Origin of the sequence: Clostridium sp. HGF2 (genome assembly GCF_964240115.1) — a bacterium.
Classification (GTDB): domain Bacteria; phylum Bacillota_I; class Bacilli_A; order Erysipelotrichales; family Erysipelotrichaceae; genus Clostridium_AQ; species Clostridium_AQ innocuum.
Genome location: NZ_CAXSSO010000017.1, coordinates 51,178 through 69,034 on the forward strand (window position 1 = coordinate 51,178; position 17,857 = coordinate 69,034).

General features: G+C 42.0%; 20 protein-coding genes. 3 read left to right on the top strand and 17 right to left on the bottom strand.

Features of this window, described 5'->3' with window-relative positions; all coding sequences use genetic code 11:
- Positions 1-49: 49 nt before the first annotated feature.
- Positions 50-868, bottom strand: a complete 819-nt coding sequence (locus ACESPQ_RS19955) for a 3D domain-containing protein (RefSeq protein ID WP_002606796.1) — start codon at positions 866-868, stop codon at positions 50-52.
- A 375-nt stretch (positions 869-1,243) separates the two neighbouring features.
- Positions 1,244-2,833, bottom strand: a complete 1,590-nt coding sequence (locus ACESPQ_RS19960; RefSeq protein WP_002606790.1) for an ABC-F family ATP-binding cassette domain-containing protein — start codon at positions 2,831-2,833, stop codon at positions 1,244-1,246.
- Between the two features lie 238 nt (positions 2,834-3,071).
- Here ACESPQ_RS19960 and ACESPQ_RS19965 point away from each other — a divergent pair, with 238 nt between their 5' ends.
- Positions 3,072-3,293: a hypothetical protein gene (locus ACESPQ_RS19965; protein WP_118002903.1), complete on the top strand. Its 222-nt coding sequence runs from the start codon at positions 3,072-3,074 to the stop codon at positions 3,291-3,293.
- Positions 3,290-3,604 (top strand): HAD family hydrolase, encoded by a 315-nt coding sequence (locus ACESPQ_RS19970; RefSeq protein WP_002606788.1) that lies wholly within the window; start codon positions 3,290-3,292, stop codon positions 3,602-3,604. Before ACESPQ_RS19965 ends, ACESPQ_RS19970 begins: the two co-directional genes overlap by 4 nt.
- Before the next feature lie 25 nt (positions 3,605-3,629).
- Here ACESPQ_RS19970 and ACESPQ_RS19975 read toward each other — a convergent pair whose 3' ends face one another.
- The 10 genes from ACESPQ_RS19975 to ACESPQ_RS20020 form a co-directional block, all read right to left on the bottom strand.
- Positions 3,630-4,397, bottom strand: coding sequence for an ABC transporter ATP-binding protein (locus ACESPQ_RS19975; RefSeq protein WP_002606787.1), 768 nt, complete (start codon positions 4,395-4,397; stop codon positions 3,630-3,632).
- 11 nt (positions 4,398-4,408) lie between these two features.
- Positions 4,409-5,767, bottom strand: coding sequence for an ABC transporter permease (locus ACESPQ_RS19980; RefSeq protein ID WP_257379651.1), 1,359 nt, complete (start codon positions 5,765-5,767; stop codon positions 4,409-4,411).
- A 264-nt stretch (positions 5,768-6,031) separates the two neighbouring features.
- Positions 6,032-6,322, bottom strand: a complete 291-nt coding sequence (locus ACESPQ_RS19985) for a hypothetical protein (RefSeq protein ID WP_002606785.1) — start codon at positions 6,320-6,322, stop codon at positions 6,032-6,034.
- A gap of 55 nt (positions 6,323-6,377) precedes the next feature.
- Positions 6,378-7,100 carry a nitroreductase family protein gene (locus tag ACESPQ_RS19990; protein ID WP_002606784.1) on the bottom strand — a complete coding sequence of 241 codons (723 nt, stop codon included), beginning with the start codon at positions 7,098-7,100 and terminating at the stop codon, positions 6,378-6,380.
- Between the two features lies 1 nt (position 7,101).
- Positions 7,102-7,899: a histidinol-phosphatase gene (locus ACESPQ_RS19995; RefSeq protein WP_257379650.1), complete on the bottom strand. Its 798-nt coding sequence runs from the start codon at positions 7,897-7,899 to the stop codon at positions 7,102-7,104.
- Between the two features lie 43 nt (positions 7,900-7,942).
- Positions 7,943-8,818: a YitT family protein gene (locus tag ACESPQ_RS20000; RefSeq protein ID WP_002606782.1), complete on the bottom strand. Its 876-nt coding sequence runs from the start codon at positions 8,816-8,818 to the stop codon at positions 7,943-7,945.
- Between the two features lie 194 nt (positions 8,819-9,012).
- Positions 9,013-10,458, bottom strand: a complete 1,446-nt coding sequence (locus tag ACESPQ_RS20005; RefSeq protein WP_373144818.1) for a glycoside hydrolase family 1 protein — start codon at positions 10,456-10,458, stop codon at positions 9,013-9,015.
- Positions 10,459-10,478: 20 nt separating this feature from the next.
- On the bottom strand, positions 10,479-10,814 hold the full coding sequence (locus tag ACESPQ_RS20010) for a PTS lactose/cellobiose transporter subunit IIA (protein ID WP_181392586.1): 336 nt from the start codon (positions 10,812-10,814) through the stop codon (positions 10,479-10,481).
- Positions 10,815-10,836: 22 nt separating this feature from the next.
- Entirely contained in the window at positions 10,837-12,096 is a 1,260-nt protein-coding gene (locus tag ACESPQ_RS20015) for a PTS sugar transporter subunit IIC (RefSeq protein ID WP_373144820.1), read from the bottom strand.
- A gap of 25 nt (positions 12,097-12,121) precedes the next feature.
- Complete coding sequence (locus ACESPQ_RS20020) at positions 12,122-12,436, bottom strand: PTS sugar transporter subunit IIB (RefSeq protein ID WP_257337943.1); 315 nt, start codon at positions 12,434-12,436, stop codon at positions 12,122-12,124.
- Between the two features lie 201 nt (positions 12,437-12,637).
- Between ACESPQ_RS20020 and ACESPQ_RS20025 the strand changes: the two genes are divergently transcribed.
- Positions 12,638-14,554, top strand: coding sequence for a BglG family transcription antiterminator (locus ACESPQ_RS20025; protein ID WP_373144821.1), 1,917 nt, complete (start codon positions 12,638-12,640; stop codon positions 14,552-14,554).
- Positions 14,555-14,639: 85 nt separating this feature from the next.
- Here the strand turns inward: ACESPQ_RS20025 and ACESPQ_RS20030 are convergent, their stop codons facing one another.
- The 5 genes from ACESPQ_RS20030 to ACESPQ_RS20050 form a co-directional block, all read right to left on the bottom strand.
- Positions 14,640-15,344 carry an ABC transporter permease gene (locus ACESPQ_RS20030; protein WP_065530352.1) on the bottom strand — a complete coding sequence of 235 codons (705 nt, stop codon included), beginning with the start codon at positions 15,342-15,344 and terminating at the stop codon, positions 14,640-14,642.
- A gap of 1 nt (position 15,345) precedes the next feature.
- Positions 15,346-16,188, bottom strand: coding sequence for an ABC transporter ATP-binding protein (locus tag ACESPQ_RS20035; protein ID WP_373144823.1), 843 nt, complete (start codon positions 16,186-16,188; stop codon positions 15,346-15,348).
- Positions 16,185-16,658, bottom strand: a complete 474-nt coding sequence (locus ACESPQ_RS20040) for a hypothetical protein (RefSeq protein ID WP_002606779.1) — start codon at positions 16,656-16,658, stop codon at positions 16,185-16,187. Before ACESPQ_RS20040 ends, ACESPQ_RS20035 begins: the two co-directional genes overlap by 4 nt.
- Before the next feature lie 4 nt (positions 16,659-16,662).
- The gene (locus tag ACESPQ_RS20045; protein WP_227761379.1) at positions 16,663-17,091 is read right to left on the bottom strand and encodes a LytTR family DNA-binding domain-containing protein; all 429 of its coding nucleotides are present in this window, start codon (positions 17,089-17,091) and stop codon (positions 16,663-16,665) included.
- A 136-nt stretch (positions 17,092-17,227) separates the two neighbouring features.
- The gene (locus tag ACESPQ_RS20050; protein ID WP_373144825.1) at positions 17,228-17,608 is read right to left on the bottom strand and encodes a multidrug transporter; all 381 of its coding nucleotides are present in this window, start codon (positions 17,606-17,608) and stop codon (positions 17,228-17,230) included.
- Positions 17,609-17,857: the final 249 nt, after the last annotated feature.

Genomic DNA, 17,857 nt, shown 5'->3' on the forward strand with positions numbered 1-17,857 from the left:
TTTTGTAAAAGCAAAAGGACACAGAAAACCAGCTTCCATGTCCTGATGATTATAATGCACAGCTTCTGGCTCCGTTTTTACCACCCTCACGGATGATCTGCGCCTTTGCCTGTGTGTTTTTCACCGGTACGATAGCACCGGAGTTCTCACTGCCGATATACAGGTCGATATGATTTCCCTGAATAGCCCCGCCTCGGTCCAGTACAATGGCATAGTAGGGCTGATCCGGTGTAATACCACTTCCACTCAGACCGTGATCACTGATTTTCAGTATCGAGCAAAGCGGAATGCTTGGGTCTGCGGCAACGATATAGTAATTACCATACCGGATACCCGGCTGCCATGAGCCATCCGGCATCTGTACACCAAGGGTTAAATCCAGTGCCACACCTAGGGAAGTACCGCCGCGGCCGCTTTCGCCGCCACATCCATAGCAGTCAACGCCGTAGGTTGTGATTTTCGGACTGAATGCCTGTGAGGACTCCTTTTCCATCCTTTTCAGGCGTTCCTGTTCTTTTCTTTTTTTCTCCAGCTGCACTTGACGCTTCCGTTCCTTTACAACCTTTTCTTTCATTTTTTTCGCATAGCCTTCGACATCGGATTTCATCAGCAGCACACCATGCTCATCCCTCATGCTGCGAAACATGGAGCCACTTTTTTGCATAGGACCATAGGCATGAAAAGCCATGGCGGCCATGCTGGTATCCTTTGTCTGAATCAGACTGTTTGTATGAAGGGTATCCTGAGATACCGTATGTTTGTTATTCACGGTGTTCAGTGACTTCTGCGGTACAGAGGCACTGGAAGCACATCCATATAAAGCGAAAACACAGATGAATAAAGCGAATTTTATTCGTTTTGAGTTCATTGATGTTCCTCCTTTTACGAAACAGACACTAGTCTAGCATACTTTTTTTGACTTGTCCAATATTTTTATTTTTTAACATGTATTTATGTTTATTTTCCCCTCTACATTGTATTTTATACATATGAATTTGCAGAGGCATTTATGCCAGACCCTTTAAATAAAGGTATCTATGAACTATATTATGTCAGATATCTGATTTTTATGTGAAAATTTATTTGTGATAATTTGATATCTATTCACAAATGATATTTGTTTTTTCATTTGTTTCAGTTTTCTGAAACCGCTGTCGCTCCCCTGTTTATCGCTTTATCGCACCGTTTTCTCCACTTGTGAAGAAAATACGAAAAAAAGCCCGATTTTCGGGCAATTTCATTTCTATTCTTCGATTCCGTATTCCTTTTCCAGATAGTCATCATAGGTTGTTCGGCGGTCAATGATACCGTCATCTCTGATTTCTATGATACGATTTGCGATTGTCTGAATGAACTGATGGTCATGACTTACAAAAATCAGTTCTCCCGGATATTTTATCAGAGCATTATTCAATGTCTGAATGGATTCCAGATCCAGATGGTTGATCGGATCATCCATCAACAGCAGATTTCCCGCCTCCAGCATCGTCTTGGACAGCATACAGCGCGCCTTCTCTCCACCGGATAACACATTGACAGGCTTCAGCGGTTCTTCTCCGCTAAACAGCATTCTTCCAAGGAAACCGCGGATAAAGGACATATCGTCGATATCCGTATACTGGCTCAGCCACTCACAGATACTCTGCGTACCTTCAAAATACGCACTGTTATCATCCGGTATGTAGGAAACCCTGATGGTCTGTCCAAGCTGAATGCTTCCGGCATCCGGTGTCAGCTCCTGTGCAATCAGCTTTAACAGCAGAGTGGTTTTCAGTGGATTGCCAATCAGCGCCACCTTATCTCCCTTCATCATGTTAAAGGAGATATTAGTCAGTCTGCAATCTTCGACCTGTTTCTCTACATCCTCAATATACAATATAGAACGACCACTCTCCCTCTCCGGTTTAAATTCAATAAACGGATATTTTCGAGTTGATGGCTGTAAATCATCCAGTGTTATCTTATCCAGAATTTTCTTACGTGATGTCGCCTGTCTGGATTTGGAAGCATTGGCAGAGAAGCGGGCAATAAAGTCTTCCAGCTCTTTGATTTTCTCTTCCTTTTTGCTGTTGGCATCCTTCAGCTGACGGCTGATCAGCTGGCTGGATTCATACCAGAAATCATAATTTCCCGCAAACAGCTTAATCTTACCATAATCCACATCGGCAATATGTGTACATACCTTGTTTAAAAAGTGACGGTCATGACTGACTACGATTACCGTGTTCTCATAATTCATCAGGAAATGCTCGAGCCAGGAGCATGCCTTGATATCCAGATGGTTGGTAGGCTCATCCAGCAGCAGCGTATTCGGCTTTCCAAACAACGCCTGTGCCAGCAGCACCTTTACCTTATCACTACCGGACAGCTCCTTCATCAATACATCATGCAGATCCACTGAAATTCCCAGGCCGTTTAACAGCGTTGCCGCGTTACTTTCCGCATTCCAGCCATCCATATCCGCAAAGGCCGCTTCCAGCTCACCGGCACGGATACCGTCTGCTTCACTGAAATCCTCCTTGCAGTAAATTTCATCCTTTTCCCGTTTTACTTCATACAGCTTTGTATTTCCCATCAGTACCGTTTCCAGGACCGTGTACTCATCAAAAGCAAAGTGATCCTGCTTCAGAGTAAATACTGTTTCATTCGGCTTGATGATGACAGAGCCGGTATCCGGCTTCAGCTCACCGCTGAGTACTCTCAGGAATGTGGATTTTCCGGCACCGTTTGCCCCGATCAGGCCATAACAGTTACCATCTGTGAATTTTAAGTTTACATTATCATACAGTGTCCGTGATCCAAAACGTACACTGACATTTTGCGTTTCTATCATTTTTCTACCTCCGGTGTTAACAATTATGCATTATATCATACAAACCGTCAAATGTGCAGAAAACATATGGGAATCTACGCTTCCTTATATATAAGAGGGTCTTTCCCCTCCCAATACCATACATTTTCTATACCAAAGGGTTAGATTTTCATTCACCATCTGCATTAGAGGGCTCACAGTATTTGATAATAGACTGTATTTTTTAGTATACAATTTCTACTATACAATAGGTATGAAAATGAAATATGGCAGGCACCTGACCGATTTCAGAGCCGCTTTCTTTGATATCGGCAACACCTGCTTTAATCAGGTGCATGGACAGATTCCACCTGCAAATATAGATGCAGTACACAGACTGCAGGAAAAAGACTTTCACTATGAGCCCTATTTTGAGAAGCTGTTGGATGTCGCAATTACCTATTCCGGCAATCGCAATACGATTTATTTCCGGCAGGCGTGACAAAAGCCACAGGCATTCACCAGCTGATGAAGCTGTGGAGGTTTCCCGGACACGATTATCTATGCTTTGGCGATACCAGAACAGATATTCCCATGCTAAAGGACGTGTGTCTGGGTATTACCATGGAACATGCGGACAAGGAAGTAATGCTCCATGCAGATGCGGTATGCGGCCGCAGTGACTGTAACGGTATTTCGAGTTTTCTAAGAGCATCCTCTCTTATAAAAAAGGAATCGTATGCCGCATTCCTAAGAAAATATAAAATGTTTCCATATGCAGATGAACTGCGTATAGAAACATTTTTTATATGATATTTTCAGTTGACTGATGAGAGCTTTACGAAAACAGCAACTCCATAGATTCCTTACTGTTGATTTGAACAATTTTATAAAAGTATTCTTTCTGATCCATATCCGCACGCTCCAGATCCTCTTCGATACAGCCATCCCGCAGATACAGCAGCCGCCTGGAATAGCTCGCAATCATGGCATCATGAGTCACCATAAGGATTGTGACCTTCTCACGCTCATTCAGCTCCTTTAGGATTGTGAGCAGTGTATGTGAATTTTTGGAATCCAGACTGCCGGTTGGTTCATCTGCCACAATCAGCTTAGGCTTGTTAATCAGGGCTCTTGCGACCGCACATCGCTGACACTGTCCTCCGGAGCATTCCACCGGATATTTATCCAGTACATCCACTAGCTCCAGCCTCTCTGCGGTTTGCTGCACACGTTTTCCGATTTCCTCCTTCGACATGTTTGACAGGGTAAGAGGCAATGCGATATTTTCCTTCAGCGTCAGAGTATCCATCAAATTAAAGGACTGAAAGATAAATCCTAGATTTTCATACCGGAATTTTCCCGTTTGAGATTCCAGCATACTGTAGACATCAACACCATTGATCTTGACCTTTCCCTTTGTCGGCATATCAATTGTGGAAAGGTTGTTGATCAGCGTGGACTTCCCGGAACCGCTGGGTCCCATAATACATATAAAATCTCCTTCGTGCACTTCCAGTGAAATGCCGCGCAATGCTTCAAATTCATTTTTTGTATGACGATTATAAATCTTCGTTATATTCTTAGCTTCCAATATAGTATTCATATTCTGCTCTCCTATTCCTCCATATATGCTTCCATCAGATCCTGACGGAAAATCAGTTTCATATAAATGCGATACATCACCACAGCCGCCACCAGCAAAAAGCCGATATACAAGCCGTGCAGCTGTAATACAAAGCTCCACGCCACATCCCCTCCTGCCGCAAACAATGAAGTTATGACCAGTAAAGGCGGCAGAGATAACAACAGAATGATGCCGTAAAAGCCGACGATTTCCTGCTTGATAATTTTTCGGATATCCGTTTTCAAATACCCGATCGCCGTCATATTGCGAAAGACCTGACACTTACTCAATCCGTCGGCAGACAGCTTATAAACAAGACAGATACTGATTTGAAGCATCGATACGAGAAAGGCGATCATAACAACCATAAAGGTTGCCGTGTCGTTATAAAATTTACACAGATATAGAAATAATACCGCTGTTGACAATAAAATAATCGTAACCAGAAGATTTCCGTTGACCATGCTGTAACGCAGATTTCCCAAAGATATCAGATAATGGCGATTTTCTGCAAACATCCGTTTTTTCATCAGGTTCAATACATCCGGAAGTATATAACGAAATACATTCCCTGCACCGAATACGATGGCTACACTAAGATATATCAGAAAAATGGCATTCATATAATGATAGTCAATCGAGAACAGCAGATATATGGTCAACGCATACACACATACATATACGATTTTCATAAATACCTGCTTCTGCTTTCCAATCGGATTCATCGACCGTCTGGCACGCAGCAGCTCATTCATGGAATCCATGCGATAAACAAAGCCTGCATCGACAATAACCAACCATACGGAAACAATCACAAGGGTAGCGATGCAATATCCAAGGGCTGCAGAAGAAAAGGTGAACACAGGTGCCTGTATATTCATAGACAGATAGATGACATGATTCACCAGCGGAAACACACAGCAGCCGGCAAGAGCTCCCAGCGGTGCTGCAATTCCCATGATCATAAAATTTTGCACAATCAGGAACTTGGCTATTCGAATAATACTGCTACCGCTGATCATCATTACACCAATATCATGTGTTTTTGACATCAGAAAAAATTTGTTTGAAAAAAAGACTGTCAGTATGCAGATGAAAATCATAAACAAAGACAGCATCATCGTAAAGATTCCGGATCCGATGCCTCCATCAAAGGAAGCAACAAGCGACATTCCACCCTGTGACATTGCAGAGGCATCACGCAATGACTCACTTCCGTAATAGGGATTTGCGATGATTGCGAAAAACATCGTAATCACAAGGGAAGCGGAGAACATCGAGAATGCGAAAAAGAACGCATCTGCAGGCTTTCGCCTCAGATTCGTATAAGAAAAACGAAGTAATTCCATATACTCTCCTCCATAGTTTTAAACATCTAGCCATTGTAAACGTTAACACAGAAAAGTTTGCTTTGCAAGACTCAAAGAGGATGATGTCCTACCTTTCCTTTAATTTTGTTCATGCAGCAGCAACTGGATTCAGAATTTTCCACAGACATGGCATTTATATGACAAGCTATGACAACGACAGCAGATTATCGGTGAAAGAAAATGAGATATCCATCTTTCAAAAGTAAATGCATACCATACACCCTGCCTGAAAAACAAGGGCTCTCACTCCCGTCTTTGATGCAGCTGTGCAAACGAAGATACCTCCACCCAATACAGACAAGTTTTCTCGCTGCGTGTATTGCCTGTTATAAAAAGCGGTGCAGCGGTTTTTAGTTCTAACACAGTAACATATAAATGATTAAGCTGTTTAAAAGAAAAAGGTGTCTGATAAAGAGATTCTGATGTCACAGACAAATGCTTAACCGTAGTAAATTGAAGAGATGAATAAAAGGGAAGATGATATAAGGCTAAGGCTGCCACATCTTCCTTTTCATAAATATTATAAAATTTCATAAAAAGCTACTTCTATTATATCCTAAGGCAAATTAGCCTATGAATTTTCATCTATTTATTTTTTCTCATAGACAGCAGGATTTCCCCATGTCCAGGTACCTTTTTGTGCACCGATTTCAAAGTGCAGCATGGTGATTCCCAAATCCACCATTTCAAAGGAATCCGTATGGGCAACTTCAGCATAAACACAATCCTTTTCCTGACGGAAGCGCACCGGCTGTTTAAAAAGTGCTGAGGGTGCCAGCTGCACTGCCTCCATTCCGTTTTTCATCCAATCCGGACTGTGCGCTGTGATATCTGACATTTCCTCCACGGTTTTTCCTCTGCGCCGTGTTGCATGCGAAATCAGCTGTTCCTTTAAGGTTTTCTTATGTGCGGTATAGCCGATCGCGATAACGCAGTACAGCTTCTCATCTTCCTTTACATAGGGCTTTAAAGCATCTTTCGCAAAGGTACCGCCAACCCAGCAGGTTCCCATATTGCGCTCTACCGCCTCCAGAATCAGTCGTTCACCGAAATATCCCAGCTTCTCCTGCATATATACATCACGGGAATTGCCCATCATCATAATGAAATTCTCAACATTGTGAAACATGCCGTAGCTGTTGCGAAATCCCTTAAAGATTTCCGGATGTCCGCATACCAGCTTCATATGCAATCCGTGCTTCTGGTTATACATATGAATGCGTTCCTTTAAAAAGGTTGCATCCTCATCCCGCAATTTCTCTCGCAGATAGCTTCTTCGGGAATGTCTTTTATACATAGCTTCCTTCAGCATCTCAGTTCCCCCTATTCCTGTCTTCAAACCGCAGCTCATTACGAAATTTCAACGGCAGATCATATAGAATTTCCTGATTCACAACAGCAAAGCAATCCTGATCGGCATACTTTTGAGGTGCATGTGCATCCAGACCATAGACGATATCCACATCATAGGTACAGGCAATCTCCCAGAAGCTGCGATATGGATAGGTGTAGCGAAATTCCTCTCCCAGCTTGCGTTTCCCATAGCGCAGGCCGTTCAGATTGACCTCCAGAATAATCCCGTGCTTTTGTGCATTCGCACAGATTCTATGGGCAGCCTCACAACAGGCTTCTGTCCAGACTTCCTTTCCGAACATAAACAGATCAGGATGCGCAATGATATCCGGTAATCCCTTCTCACAGGCCTTTTCAATCAGCGAAGCGTAGTGAAGTACATCCGCATCGCTGTGATTATCATAAAATTCCGGCGCATACAATGCAGGGCCATGCTGTCCGAGAATGAGATAGTCCATCTCTTCCTTATATTGCATAAGCTCATCCAGCTGTTCCTCAAAATATTCGATTTCCATCCCCAGACGGATTTCGATTTGATCCTGATAAGTATGCTGCAGCTTTCTCACACTGCTCACATAGTCTGCAAGCTCTTCCACCCGCATACGCTCTCCCGGTGCATCACCGTTACGATACGGGGCATGGTCACTGAAACCCATATACCGATACCCATTCTTTATCGCTTCCTTTACATACGCTTCATCACTTCCTACAGCATGCCCGCACCGTTCTGTATGACTGTGATAGTTAAAATTCTGCATATTTCCGCCTCCTTTCATAAACTTCTATATTATATAGGAAAAGCTATAGCTCCTCCTCATAAGTGAACCCAAGACCCTGTACTTCATTTGCTTCCATAACGATAACAAATGCCTCCGGATCAATATGCGACACCAGATGCTCCAGCTCCGGCAGCTGCTTTTTGGATACCACAGCCATTATGACCGGTCGTTTCTCGGAAGAATAACCGCCGGTTGCTTCCAGAATCGTAGTCCCGCGCTCCAACACCTCATGAATACGGTCCATAATTTCCGTATGCTTATTGGATACAATCATCACATTACGCGCATCATGTCCACCGATCATCATGGTTTTATTGATCATATAGCTGCTTACCCAGACTGACAGAATTCCTGTAAGTGCAGCCTGCAGTCCGTATACGGCAGCACCAAGCAGTACGGTAAGCGCGTCCACAATCAAAACCAGTGTCGGAAGCGGTATATGGGTATACTTGTTAATGATCAGTGGTGGAATATCCATACCTCCGGTACTGGCACCTGTACGAAACACACAGCCGACACCGATACCCATCAGCGCACCGCCGTAAATGGTGGCTAAATATTTATCCATGATAAAGGTATCCGGAGCAATCACATGTTTTGCCAGATAGGACAGTAAAGTAAGCAGCAGCGGATAACAGATTGTACTCAGAATCGTTTTTGCCGCAAACTTTTTCCCCAGGACAAGTGATCCTGCAAGAAACAGTACGACGGTCAATACATTGATCACCAGTTCAGGATTTAAATGAATCAGCGGCTCCAGTGCGATTGCAACACCCGCCAGGCCCCCCGTCAGTACATCATTGGGCAATATAAACCAGGCAACCCCCATGGCCAGAGCAATATTTCCCGCAAGGATCCACAACGTATCCTGCACCAATTCTTTATTGCTTAATTTCAAAAGTATCCCTTCTCTCTTTCATGCTCCTTCATTATAGCATATTTTAGAACGATATCCCGTACTCTTCCCTATTGTGTGTCTACTTATAGTATCTATTCATATCAGCAGTGTAATGTTTAACATTTTAAAGCATGAAAAAGAAAGATACTCCACCATTAAAAACGATGAAATATCTCCTCATTTCTATTTATAAGTTAATCCAACTCCTCGCCATTTGTTTTTATAACCTTTTTGTACCAGGCGAAGCTGTCTTTTTTTATTCTTTTCCCACTGCCCTTTCCATAATCATCATAATCTACATAAATGAATCCATAGCGTTTTGACATTTCAGAAGAGGAACAGGAAATGATGTCAATCGGTCCCCATGCATAATAGCCTCTGACATCCACACCATCACGGATTGCTTCTTTGATCTGTTCGAAATGATTCCGATAGAAATCAACACGGTACGGATCATGAATATGACCATTTTCCAGTTTATCATAGAACCCGCTTCCGTTTTCTGTAATATAAATCGGTTTCTGATAACGATCCCAGAAGGTATTCAATAAAATTCTCAATCCGATCGGATCATAGGTCCAGCCCCATTCATTGGCGGGCAGTTCTTTATTACGGATGGAGTCATTTCCGTTTTCAAAGCTTTCTTTTGTCACAATACGAGTGTAATAATAGGAGAAGGAAAAGAAATCACATGTATTCTTCAAATCCTCTTCATCCTGTTCTCCAAATTCCACATGAATATCATGATCCTCGAAGAAGCGCAGGGCATATCCCGGATACACGCCTCTCAAAAGTACATCCGAGTAGAAATATTCCATCTGGTTATGCTGAAGGGCTGCCAGCTGATCCTCCGGCTTGGAAGTTGCCGCATAATCATGTCCGCCGCACAGCATCATACCAATTTGTAAATTCGGATACGTTGCGTGTGCATATCGTGTAGCGCGTGCACAAGCGACCATTTCATTATGCACAGCCTGATATTTCGCACTCTTTAAATCATCAACCATATCTTCGGCAACACCCAGATGGTTAAAGGATTCATGAGAAATCAAGTTAATCTGGTTTACCAGAATCCAGTGCTTAACCTTATCATGATAGCGGTCGAAAATCACTTTGCAGTAGTTCTCAAAGAAAGAAATGGTTTCTCTGGAATACCAGCCCTTGTACTTCAGCGTAAGATGTAACGGCATCTCATAATGGGACACGGTAATCATCGGCACCATATTGTGTTTGAGAATTTCATCGAAAAGCGCATCATAGAACTTTAAGCCTTCCTCATTAGGAGCTTCATCATCCCCATTCGGAAATATTCTCGCCCAGTTGATGCTGGTACGGAAGGTCTTTAGTCCTAATTCAGCCAGCAGTCTGAGATCCTCTTTATATGTATGGTAGAAATCAATACCCCGGCGTTTTGGAAACACCCTTCCATCATTGTTTCCGGCATTCATTGCATCCTTCACGTAGGCGGAAGTAACTTCATCATTATATTTCTTTGTAATATCAATATCATCACGGAACTCATTGATATCCGCAACACATAATCCTTTTCCTCCTGCTGTATAGGCACCCTCCAGCTGATTTGCAGCTACAGCGCCGCCCCACAGGAAATCTTTTGGAAATCCATCCGGTATTCTTGACATATTTGCCTCCTTAACGATTTTTATTTTTCTAATGCAGAAATACGTTTTTCATAAGCACTGAATATTTTCAGCAGCTGCTTCGCAATATTGATTTCACTGTAAATCGTCATTAACGTATCCTGTGCATGCGCAAACAGAAGAGAGTATTCCGACTCATCACCACGGGTTTCTCCCTGAATTGCATCGGTCTGCACTTTATGAGCCTCTGTAATCTTTGCCTGTGCTTCTTTTAATTTTACCTCAGCTGTTTTAAAATCCGCTTCAGAAATGGCATCCAGTGCCTCCTTGCATGCGACCCGGGCATCCCCGGCATGCAAGATAATAGACATTGCGGATTGTACTGTTTGTTCACTCATCATAATAACTCTCCTCTCACTATTATTCAGCAGCTGCTTCTGTTGCAGTTTCCTCATCAATACACTGCTTTTCATAGGCTTTGAAGAACGGGTACCAGATCGCACCGCCGACAACAAATATAATCAGCATGACTGCAATGGCCATAATGGATCCTTCCGATGTGATCCATGTGGAAATCGGGAATGGACAATACCACATTTCAAACTGAATTTTAGGAATTGGGGCAATGGCGATTACCTTACATGCGATCCACACCAATGCCGGTAACACGATACCGTTAATCCACATAGGCAGCATCATAACAGGGTTCCATGCAATACAGCCGAACACCACAGGTTCATTGATATTGAAAATCGTTGGTCCGATACAGGCACGACCTAAAGATTTCAGCTTCTTCGACTTGGATAATGTAAGGAAGATAACCAGCGGCATGGTGCAGGCTATTCCACCGATCCACAGATAGCAGGTATAGACGCAGGATTCCGTATACATGTTCAGGTTCGCTACAGACGCTGTTCCTGCAGTTGCCAGTGCGATATTTGCGGCGATGCTCTGTAACTTTACAGGAGATGTCGCAGGTGCAAGAACCCATGAAGAAATACCCATGGAATAAATAAAGCATTCCAGAAAGCAGACCAGGATGAATCCATACCATGTATTCATAATACCCTGTAATGGCATAAAGAAGGAAGTGATAATCGCATATAAATCGATGTTCAATACCTGTACCACAATAAACCCGGTGAATATGATTCCGCCAATTGGCAATAATGCATCAAACCACTGCCGTACAAAATCCGGGATTGCACTGTCTTCTTTAAAGAATGAGAATTTGCCAAACAGATTAAATACAATACTGGTCACAATACCGGTAAACATTGCACAGAACATTCCGCCTGCACCAAATGCACTGGAACCAAACCCCGGTTCCCCTGCTTTGACAAGCTCCGGAGTAATGGATATAAAGAATAGAATCAGACCGGTTGCACCGGCGATAATTCTCTGCTTTCTCAATCGTTTCTTCTCACAGAAGTTAAACGGAATCAGAAAGCTGACAAGTACAGAAATCATTCCCATTGTCCACCCATAAGGTGTCCAGAAGGAAAAGGGCAGAGTCACAAACCCTTCGATAACCGTTCCCACGCAAAACAGGGATCCCAACAGGATAAATGGCAGTACCTGCATGATAGAGTCCTTTATCGTAACGACCCAGGTGTTGTGGTTAAACTTATTCATTTTCGGCGCAAAACTATTTTCAAGCCAGTTTATTAAATTATTCATATGTATCTCCCTTTCTCAGTAACGATTATTTTTTCATTTCCTCAAGTAAGTGGGCAATCGCCATTTCTCCGTTTAATACAGAGTAATAATCCGGTTTCATTAAAATTACTTTGACATCCTCCCCATGTGTATACTCCTCAACCTCATCCAGAATATAAGCCAGGTGTGGTCCAACCATCAGGACATTGATTTCATCAATATAGTTTTCAATCTCTGATTCACTACGTGCTTTGATATCAATATCAAGTCCCTGTTTGGATGCAGCCTTTCTCATATTGGCTGCCATGAATCCGGAGCTTGCTCCGGAACCGCAGACGAGTAATACATTTAATTTTTGCATAATAATCTTCCTTTCAGGCTTTTTCGCCTCATCACACCTATAGTATGCCAAATCGGTTTTTAAATTTCTAATCATGTTTTGCACGCTGTAGGGGCAGATAATATTTTCCCCAAGCTCGTGCAAAATTCTGGTTGAGAATTACAGTCCGGTAAAATATAATTTTAACATATAGTGATTTCTGAACAAAAAGCAGGTGATGAAATGAAACAGAAAAACAAAGAGCTGCTCCGTGCTTTATTTGACCTACAACCGGCAAATACCAATTTATTAGCCAATCATCTGAATGTTTCTGTACGCAGTATAAAAAATTATGTACGTGAAATCAATGAAGAATATCCCGAAGCTATTCATTCATCAAGGGAAGGATACCGTCTGGATATGGAATTAGCGAAATCCATACTGGATGAAACTGCAGATCATATTCCCCAGACGTCGGAAGAACGTGTAATCTATATTTTAAATCAGCTGATTAATCATCATCAGGAGGAAGCAATTGATATATATGATTTATGTGATGAATTGTTTATCAGTCTTTCTACCATCAAGAATGAGCTGCAAAAAGTCAAGCGCAGACTGGCAAAATATGATTTGGAATTAGTAAGTCAGAAAGATCAGATTTCTATAAAAGGATTAGAAAAAAACAAGCGCAAATTACTCAGCACCCTGTTATATAATGAATCCAATGTTAATTTTGTCAATTTAAAATCATTACAAAACTCCTTTCTTGATATTGATATTCCGTATATTAAGAATACGGTATTACAGATATTTGAGGATTACCATTATTTTATCAATGACTATTCTTTGATCAATCTGGTATTGCATATCACCATTGCGATTGACCGTATCCGGAAGAACAATATCAATACAACGAGCATTGACCAGCAGCCGGCGGTTCACCTGCATGAGTATGAGCTTGCGGAAAAAGTGGCAGGACGTCTGGAAGAGCATTTTCATATTACCTACAGTAAGGCGGAAATTTATGAAATGACACTGCTGATTATTTCCAGGGCGACAACAATTGATTATAAAAGTATAAACGCCGCAAACCTGGAGGATTTTATCGGAAAGGACTGTCTGGATCTGGTAAAAGAGCTGATTCTCGATATCAACTCCTTCTATTATATTGATTTGAGTGAACAGGAATTTCTTATCCGGTTCGCCCTTCATATCAAAAATTTACTGGTACGCTCCAAGAATAATTACTTCAGTAAAAATCCACTCGCGGATGGTATTAAAACCTCCTGTCCTCTGATTTATGATGTATCGGTTTCTCTTGCCGCAACGATAAAAGAAAAGACAGGAATTTCTATAAACGATGATGAAATTGCCTATATTGCCTTTCATCTGGGAAGCGCCCTGGAGGCACAGAAAAGCCTGACAGAAAAAATAACTGTAGCGTTGTATTGTCCCAGCTATTACGATATGAGTCTGAAGGTTACCGATGTGATCAAGCGCTATTATTCGGATGAATTGCTGATTACAAATATACTTACCGATGAAAGTGATTTTGATAAAATTAAGGATACAAATCTCATCATAACTACAATACCTGTTTCTGTAATTACTTCCATACCTATGATTCAGATTAGCATATTCCTCAATCAAAAGGACAGACAGCTGTTAAATGAAAAAATAGAAACAATCCGTAAATTAAAAAAACGCAGCGTTTTTGAAGGCTATTTGAAAGAGCTGCTTCTGCCTGATTTTTTTGAGGTCCTGAAGAGTGGATTTTCTACAGAAAAAGAGTGTATAACATATATGGTAAATAAACTGATTGCGCATGGATATGTGGATAATGAATTTGAGAATGAAATAATATCCCGTGAGAATATGTCCTCGACAGCTTTTGGCTGCTTTGCGATTCCGCATGCAATGAAAATGCATGCCAAAAAGACAGGGATGAATATTGTTATCAGTGAAACGCCGATATCATGGAATCAGCAGGATGTGTATCTGGTGCTCATGCTTTGCTTTAACAAAAGTGACCGTTATATTTTCAATGAGATTTTTGATCCGATTACCATGATTTTAAGCACACCGGAAAATGTCAAGAAGCTGTGCGGATGTCAATCCTATGAGGACTTCATTTCCACGATGTCGGATCTGTTACAGTGAAGCAGGCTTAAAATTTTCCTGCATGTAGTTTACCGTTTGAACTAAGTAGAAACCCGGCATGCTCGACATACCGGGTTTTACTTTATTATGAAGCAAGCAGCTGCTTCCTTCTATACATGTACACATACAGCACGAGCACAAGAGCAAAATTTATCAGTATCACAACAAATGACTGTGCGGACAGAACAATCGTAGAGCTGTTGTTGATCTGCTCATAAATCTGTTGAGAATATAGAAATTTTCCCACATTGCGTATGGAGGCATTAAACATTGACAGCATGGGAATAAAGGAAGTAAGCAGCATGGCAGGAACGGACAGACCGCTGGCAGCCGTCTGATTATCACTCACAACCCCAATCAGTGCGCCAATAACTGAGGAAATCAGAATACCGCATGCATTCAGCAGCAGAAACATCCACAGCTCCTGCAGGGAGAATTTCCCCAGTAATCCCATAAACAGAACACCTGCCATACAAAATACAAACACATACGCTCCGATGCCCAGCAGATATTCCATCGGTTTTACATTTGACATCATGAGCATACGTAAAGAGCCCTTCTCCTTTTCCTCACTGATGATCGCAGACAGGATGAGAATCGGAGCCATGCATACATACATAACAGAAAACAGATTTACAAAGTATCTTTTCGGCAGTTCAAATTCGCCAGCAGAAAGTGTCAGAATTGCTGCGATTGCCGGAAACATCACAAACTGTACAAGCGTAGGCTTATTACGAAAGGTGTCCTTTAGCTGCTTACGGATGATTGCATATATATGAGAAGGCTTCATATCAGACCAGCTCCTTTCCTGTCAGTGAGATAAATACAGTTTCCAGTGTAGGCTCCATGGAATGGATGGTCTTCACATGTCCGGCTTCCATCAGACGCATAATCTTTTCTGCATCTCTCTTGATATCCAGCACAATACTCTCTCCCTGCGCTGTCGTTATGTTAACCTGATTCGTCGTATTATATTTGCAGCAGATAGCTTCCGGCGTATCACATTCGATGATAGAGCCCTCATTCAAAAAGGCCACTCTGTCGCATAGGCGTGTTGCCTCCTCCATATCGTGTGTTGTCAGAAAGATAGTGACACCCTTTTCCTTCAGCTCAAACAAACGCTCATAAATGTTGGATGTTGTTGCCGGATCCAGCCCCGAGGTAGGCTCATCCAGAAATAAAACCCTAGGCTCATGAAGCAATGCTCTGGCAAAGGAAAGCCGCTGCTTCATACCCTTTGACAGCTTAATGACTGCTTTCTGTCTGCTGTCATACAGAGATACACGGCGCAGTGCCGGTTCTATGACATTATAAGGAAGCTGATAGAGCCTTCTGTATATATCCAGATTATCTATACAGGATAAACGATCATATAATCCAGCTTCATCCAGCATCATACCAATCTGTGCATACGTATCATCACTTAGCTGTCCGGAATCATTTCCCAGAACATATGAGCTGCCGCCGTCCTTCTTTAATAAGCCAAGTAGAATCCGTATCAGCGTTGTTTTTCCTGACCCTGACGGTCCCAGAAGTCCAAAGATTTCCGGCTTCTCAATGGAAAAGCTGATATCCATTAAAACCATTTTTTCCGCAAATCTCTTCTGTATATGATCCGCTTCCAGTATTGTCATTTTTTCCTCTCCTCTTTCTTAGCCTTATAGGCCTCCAGCAGCTTCTGATATTCCCGATCCTTTCTTCGTGTGGCATATACACTTAGCAGAGTTGCTGCCGAGAAGCTTAACAGAAAGCAGACAACAAAGCCGATCCATGCTGCATGATCATCAACAGGAAACCAGCGGCATACATAAATAAACGGTAGAATAAGCATCATAACAACTGCAATACGCAAAATAATTTTGTAGGTCAGGCGCATTGCAGGAAATACTGTGGGCTTATCCAGAAGCAAATTGCATAATGCCAGAAGAGAGGAAAGCAATAAAAGCTCAAAAACAGCAGAAAAGGAAATACCGCCCTGCACATAAAAGCTTGACACCTTCATAATTCCATCCCGGCATGTGACACCTGCCAGTGCAATTACACAAATCGCAGTAAAAAAGGACATTGTTACATTTCTAAAAAATTTAACCAGATAGTTATACATGCCATTATTCCCCTTTCAGCTTCTGCTTAAACGCCTTTACATAGGTCCTTGTGACCATATGCTGATGACCGGTATCCAGATATACCCGGATTCTTGACCCCAGATCTGCATGCATGCTGGTTACATGTTCCATATTGATAATTGTTGCTTTGTTGATTCGTATGAAATCATCATTCAGCTGTTCTTCCATCTGATAAAGCCAGAGCATAGACTCGTAACAGCCCTGTGCAGTATATAAAAAGGTACGCTTGTCACTGGAAGCGATAAAGCAGACATCCTCCAGACGCAGCAGATATTCCTTATCTCTTTGCAAGCCGATCAGCTTTTGATGCATAGCTGCCAGCAAGCGGAAAGCTGCCTGTTTTTCCTCCTCCGAGTCAAACCGGATGCGAACATCCAGCTGTTGTGAATCCTTACCCTCAATGATTTTCATACCGCATCCTCCTGTTTTTATTATATTTGCACATGAATAGAAAAGCTATAAAATTCAACCAAGTTGCAGGAATCCGTAACTCACCTGCAAGAAAAAAACACCAACAGGAAAAAGCCGTTGATGTTTGCAAATATATCTATTGAAATATCTCCTGAAAAAGGGAACGCGGCTGAACCTCCGGAACACACACACTTTCTGTTCGCAGCGTACCGGTAATCGTATCTCCTTTTCCATCACCCTCAGTAATCACTAGCTGATTCTGTTTCCAGTCAGCCTGAAGATCCTTTCGGTAAGCAAATAATTCCTTATTATGAAGCACCATCAGAATATAGGATTCCTTATGTACACCACGAACCAGCTCGGAATAGATATCCTGAATTTTCTGTTTCAGCTCATAGGTCTGCTTCGTATTGCTGTCATAGCGGATTTCATAATCAATCTCTGCTCTGGCATTTCCATGAATCATAGCAGATGCCATAAGAACCCACAGACAGCCGATTATTGCATAACGTTTCATTTCTTCACCTCATAGCTGAAGTATGGACATCGATTGCAGGATTATACCTGTTTCTTTATAAAGGCAGAAAAGCTATTTTATCGCCTCATCTTTTTCTGTTATATACATTTAGATAGAAGTGATCGAAATCGCAACTCTGTAAAATGCAAGCTGACAATCCTTTTAAAGCAGGAAAAAATCAAGAATATGTGGATTTTTTAGGAATTTCATACCTTCTTAACGTATAGAAGTATGTAAGTGATGATGAGC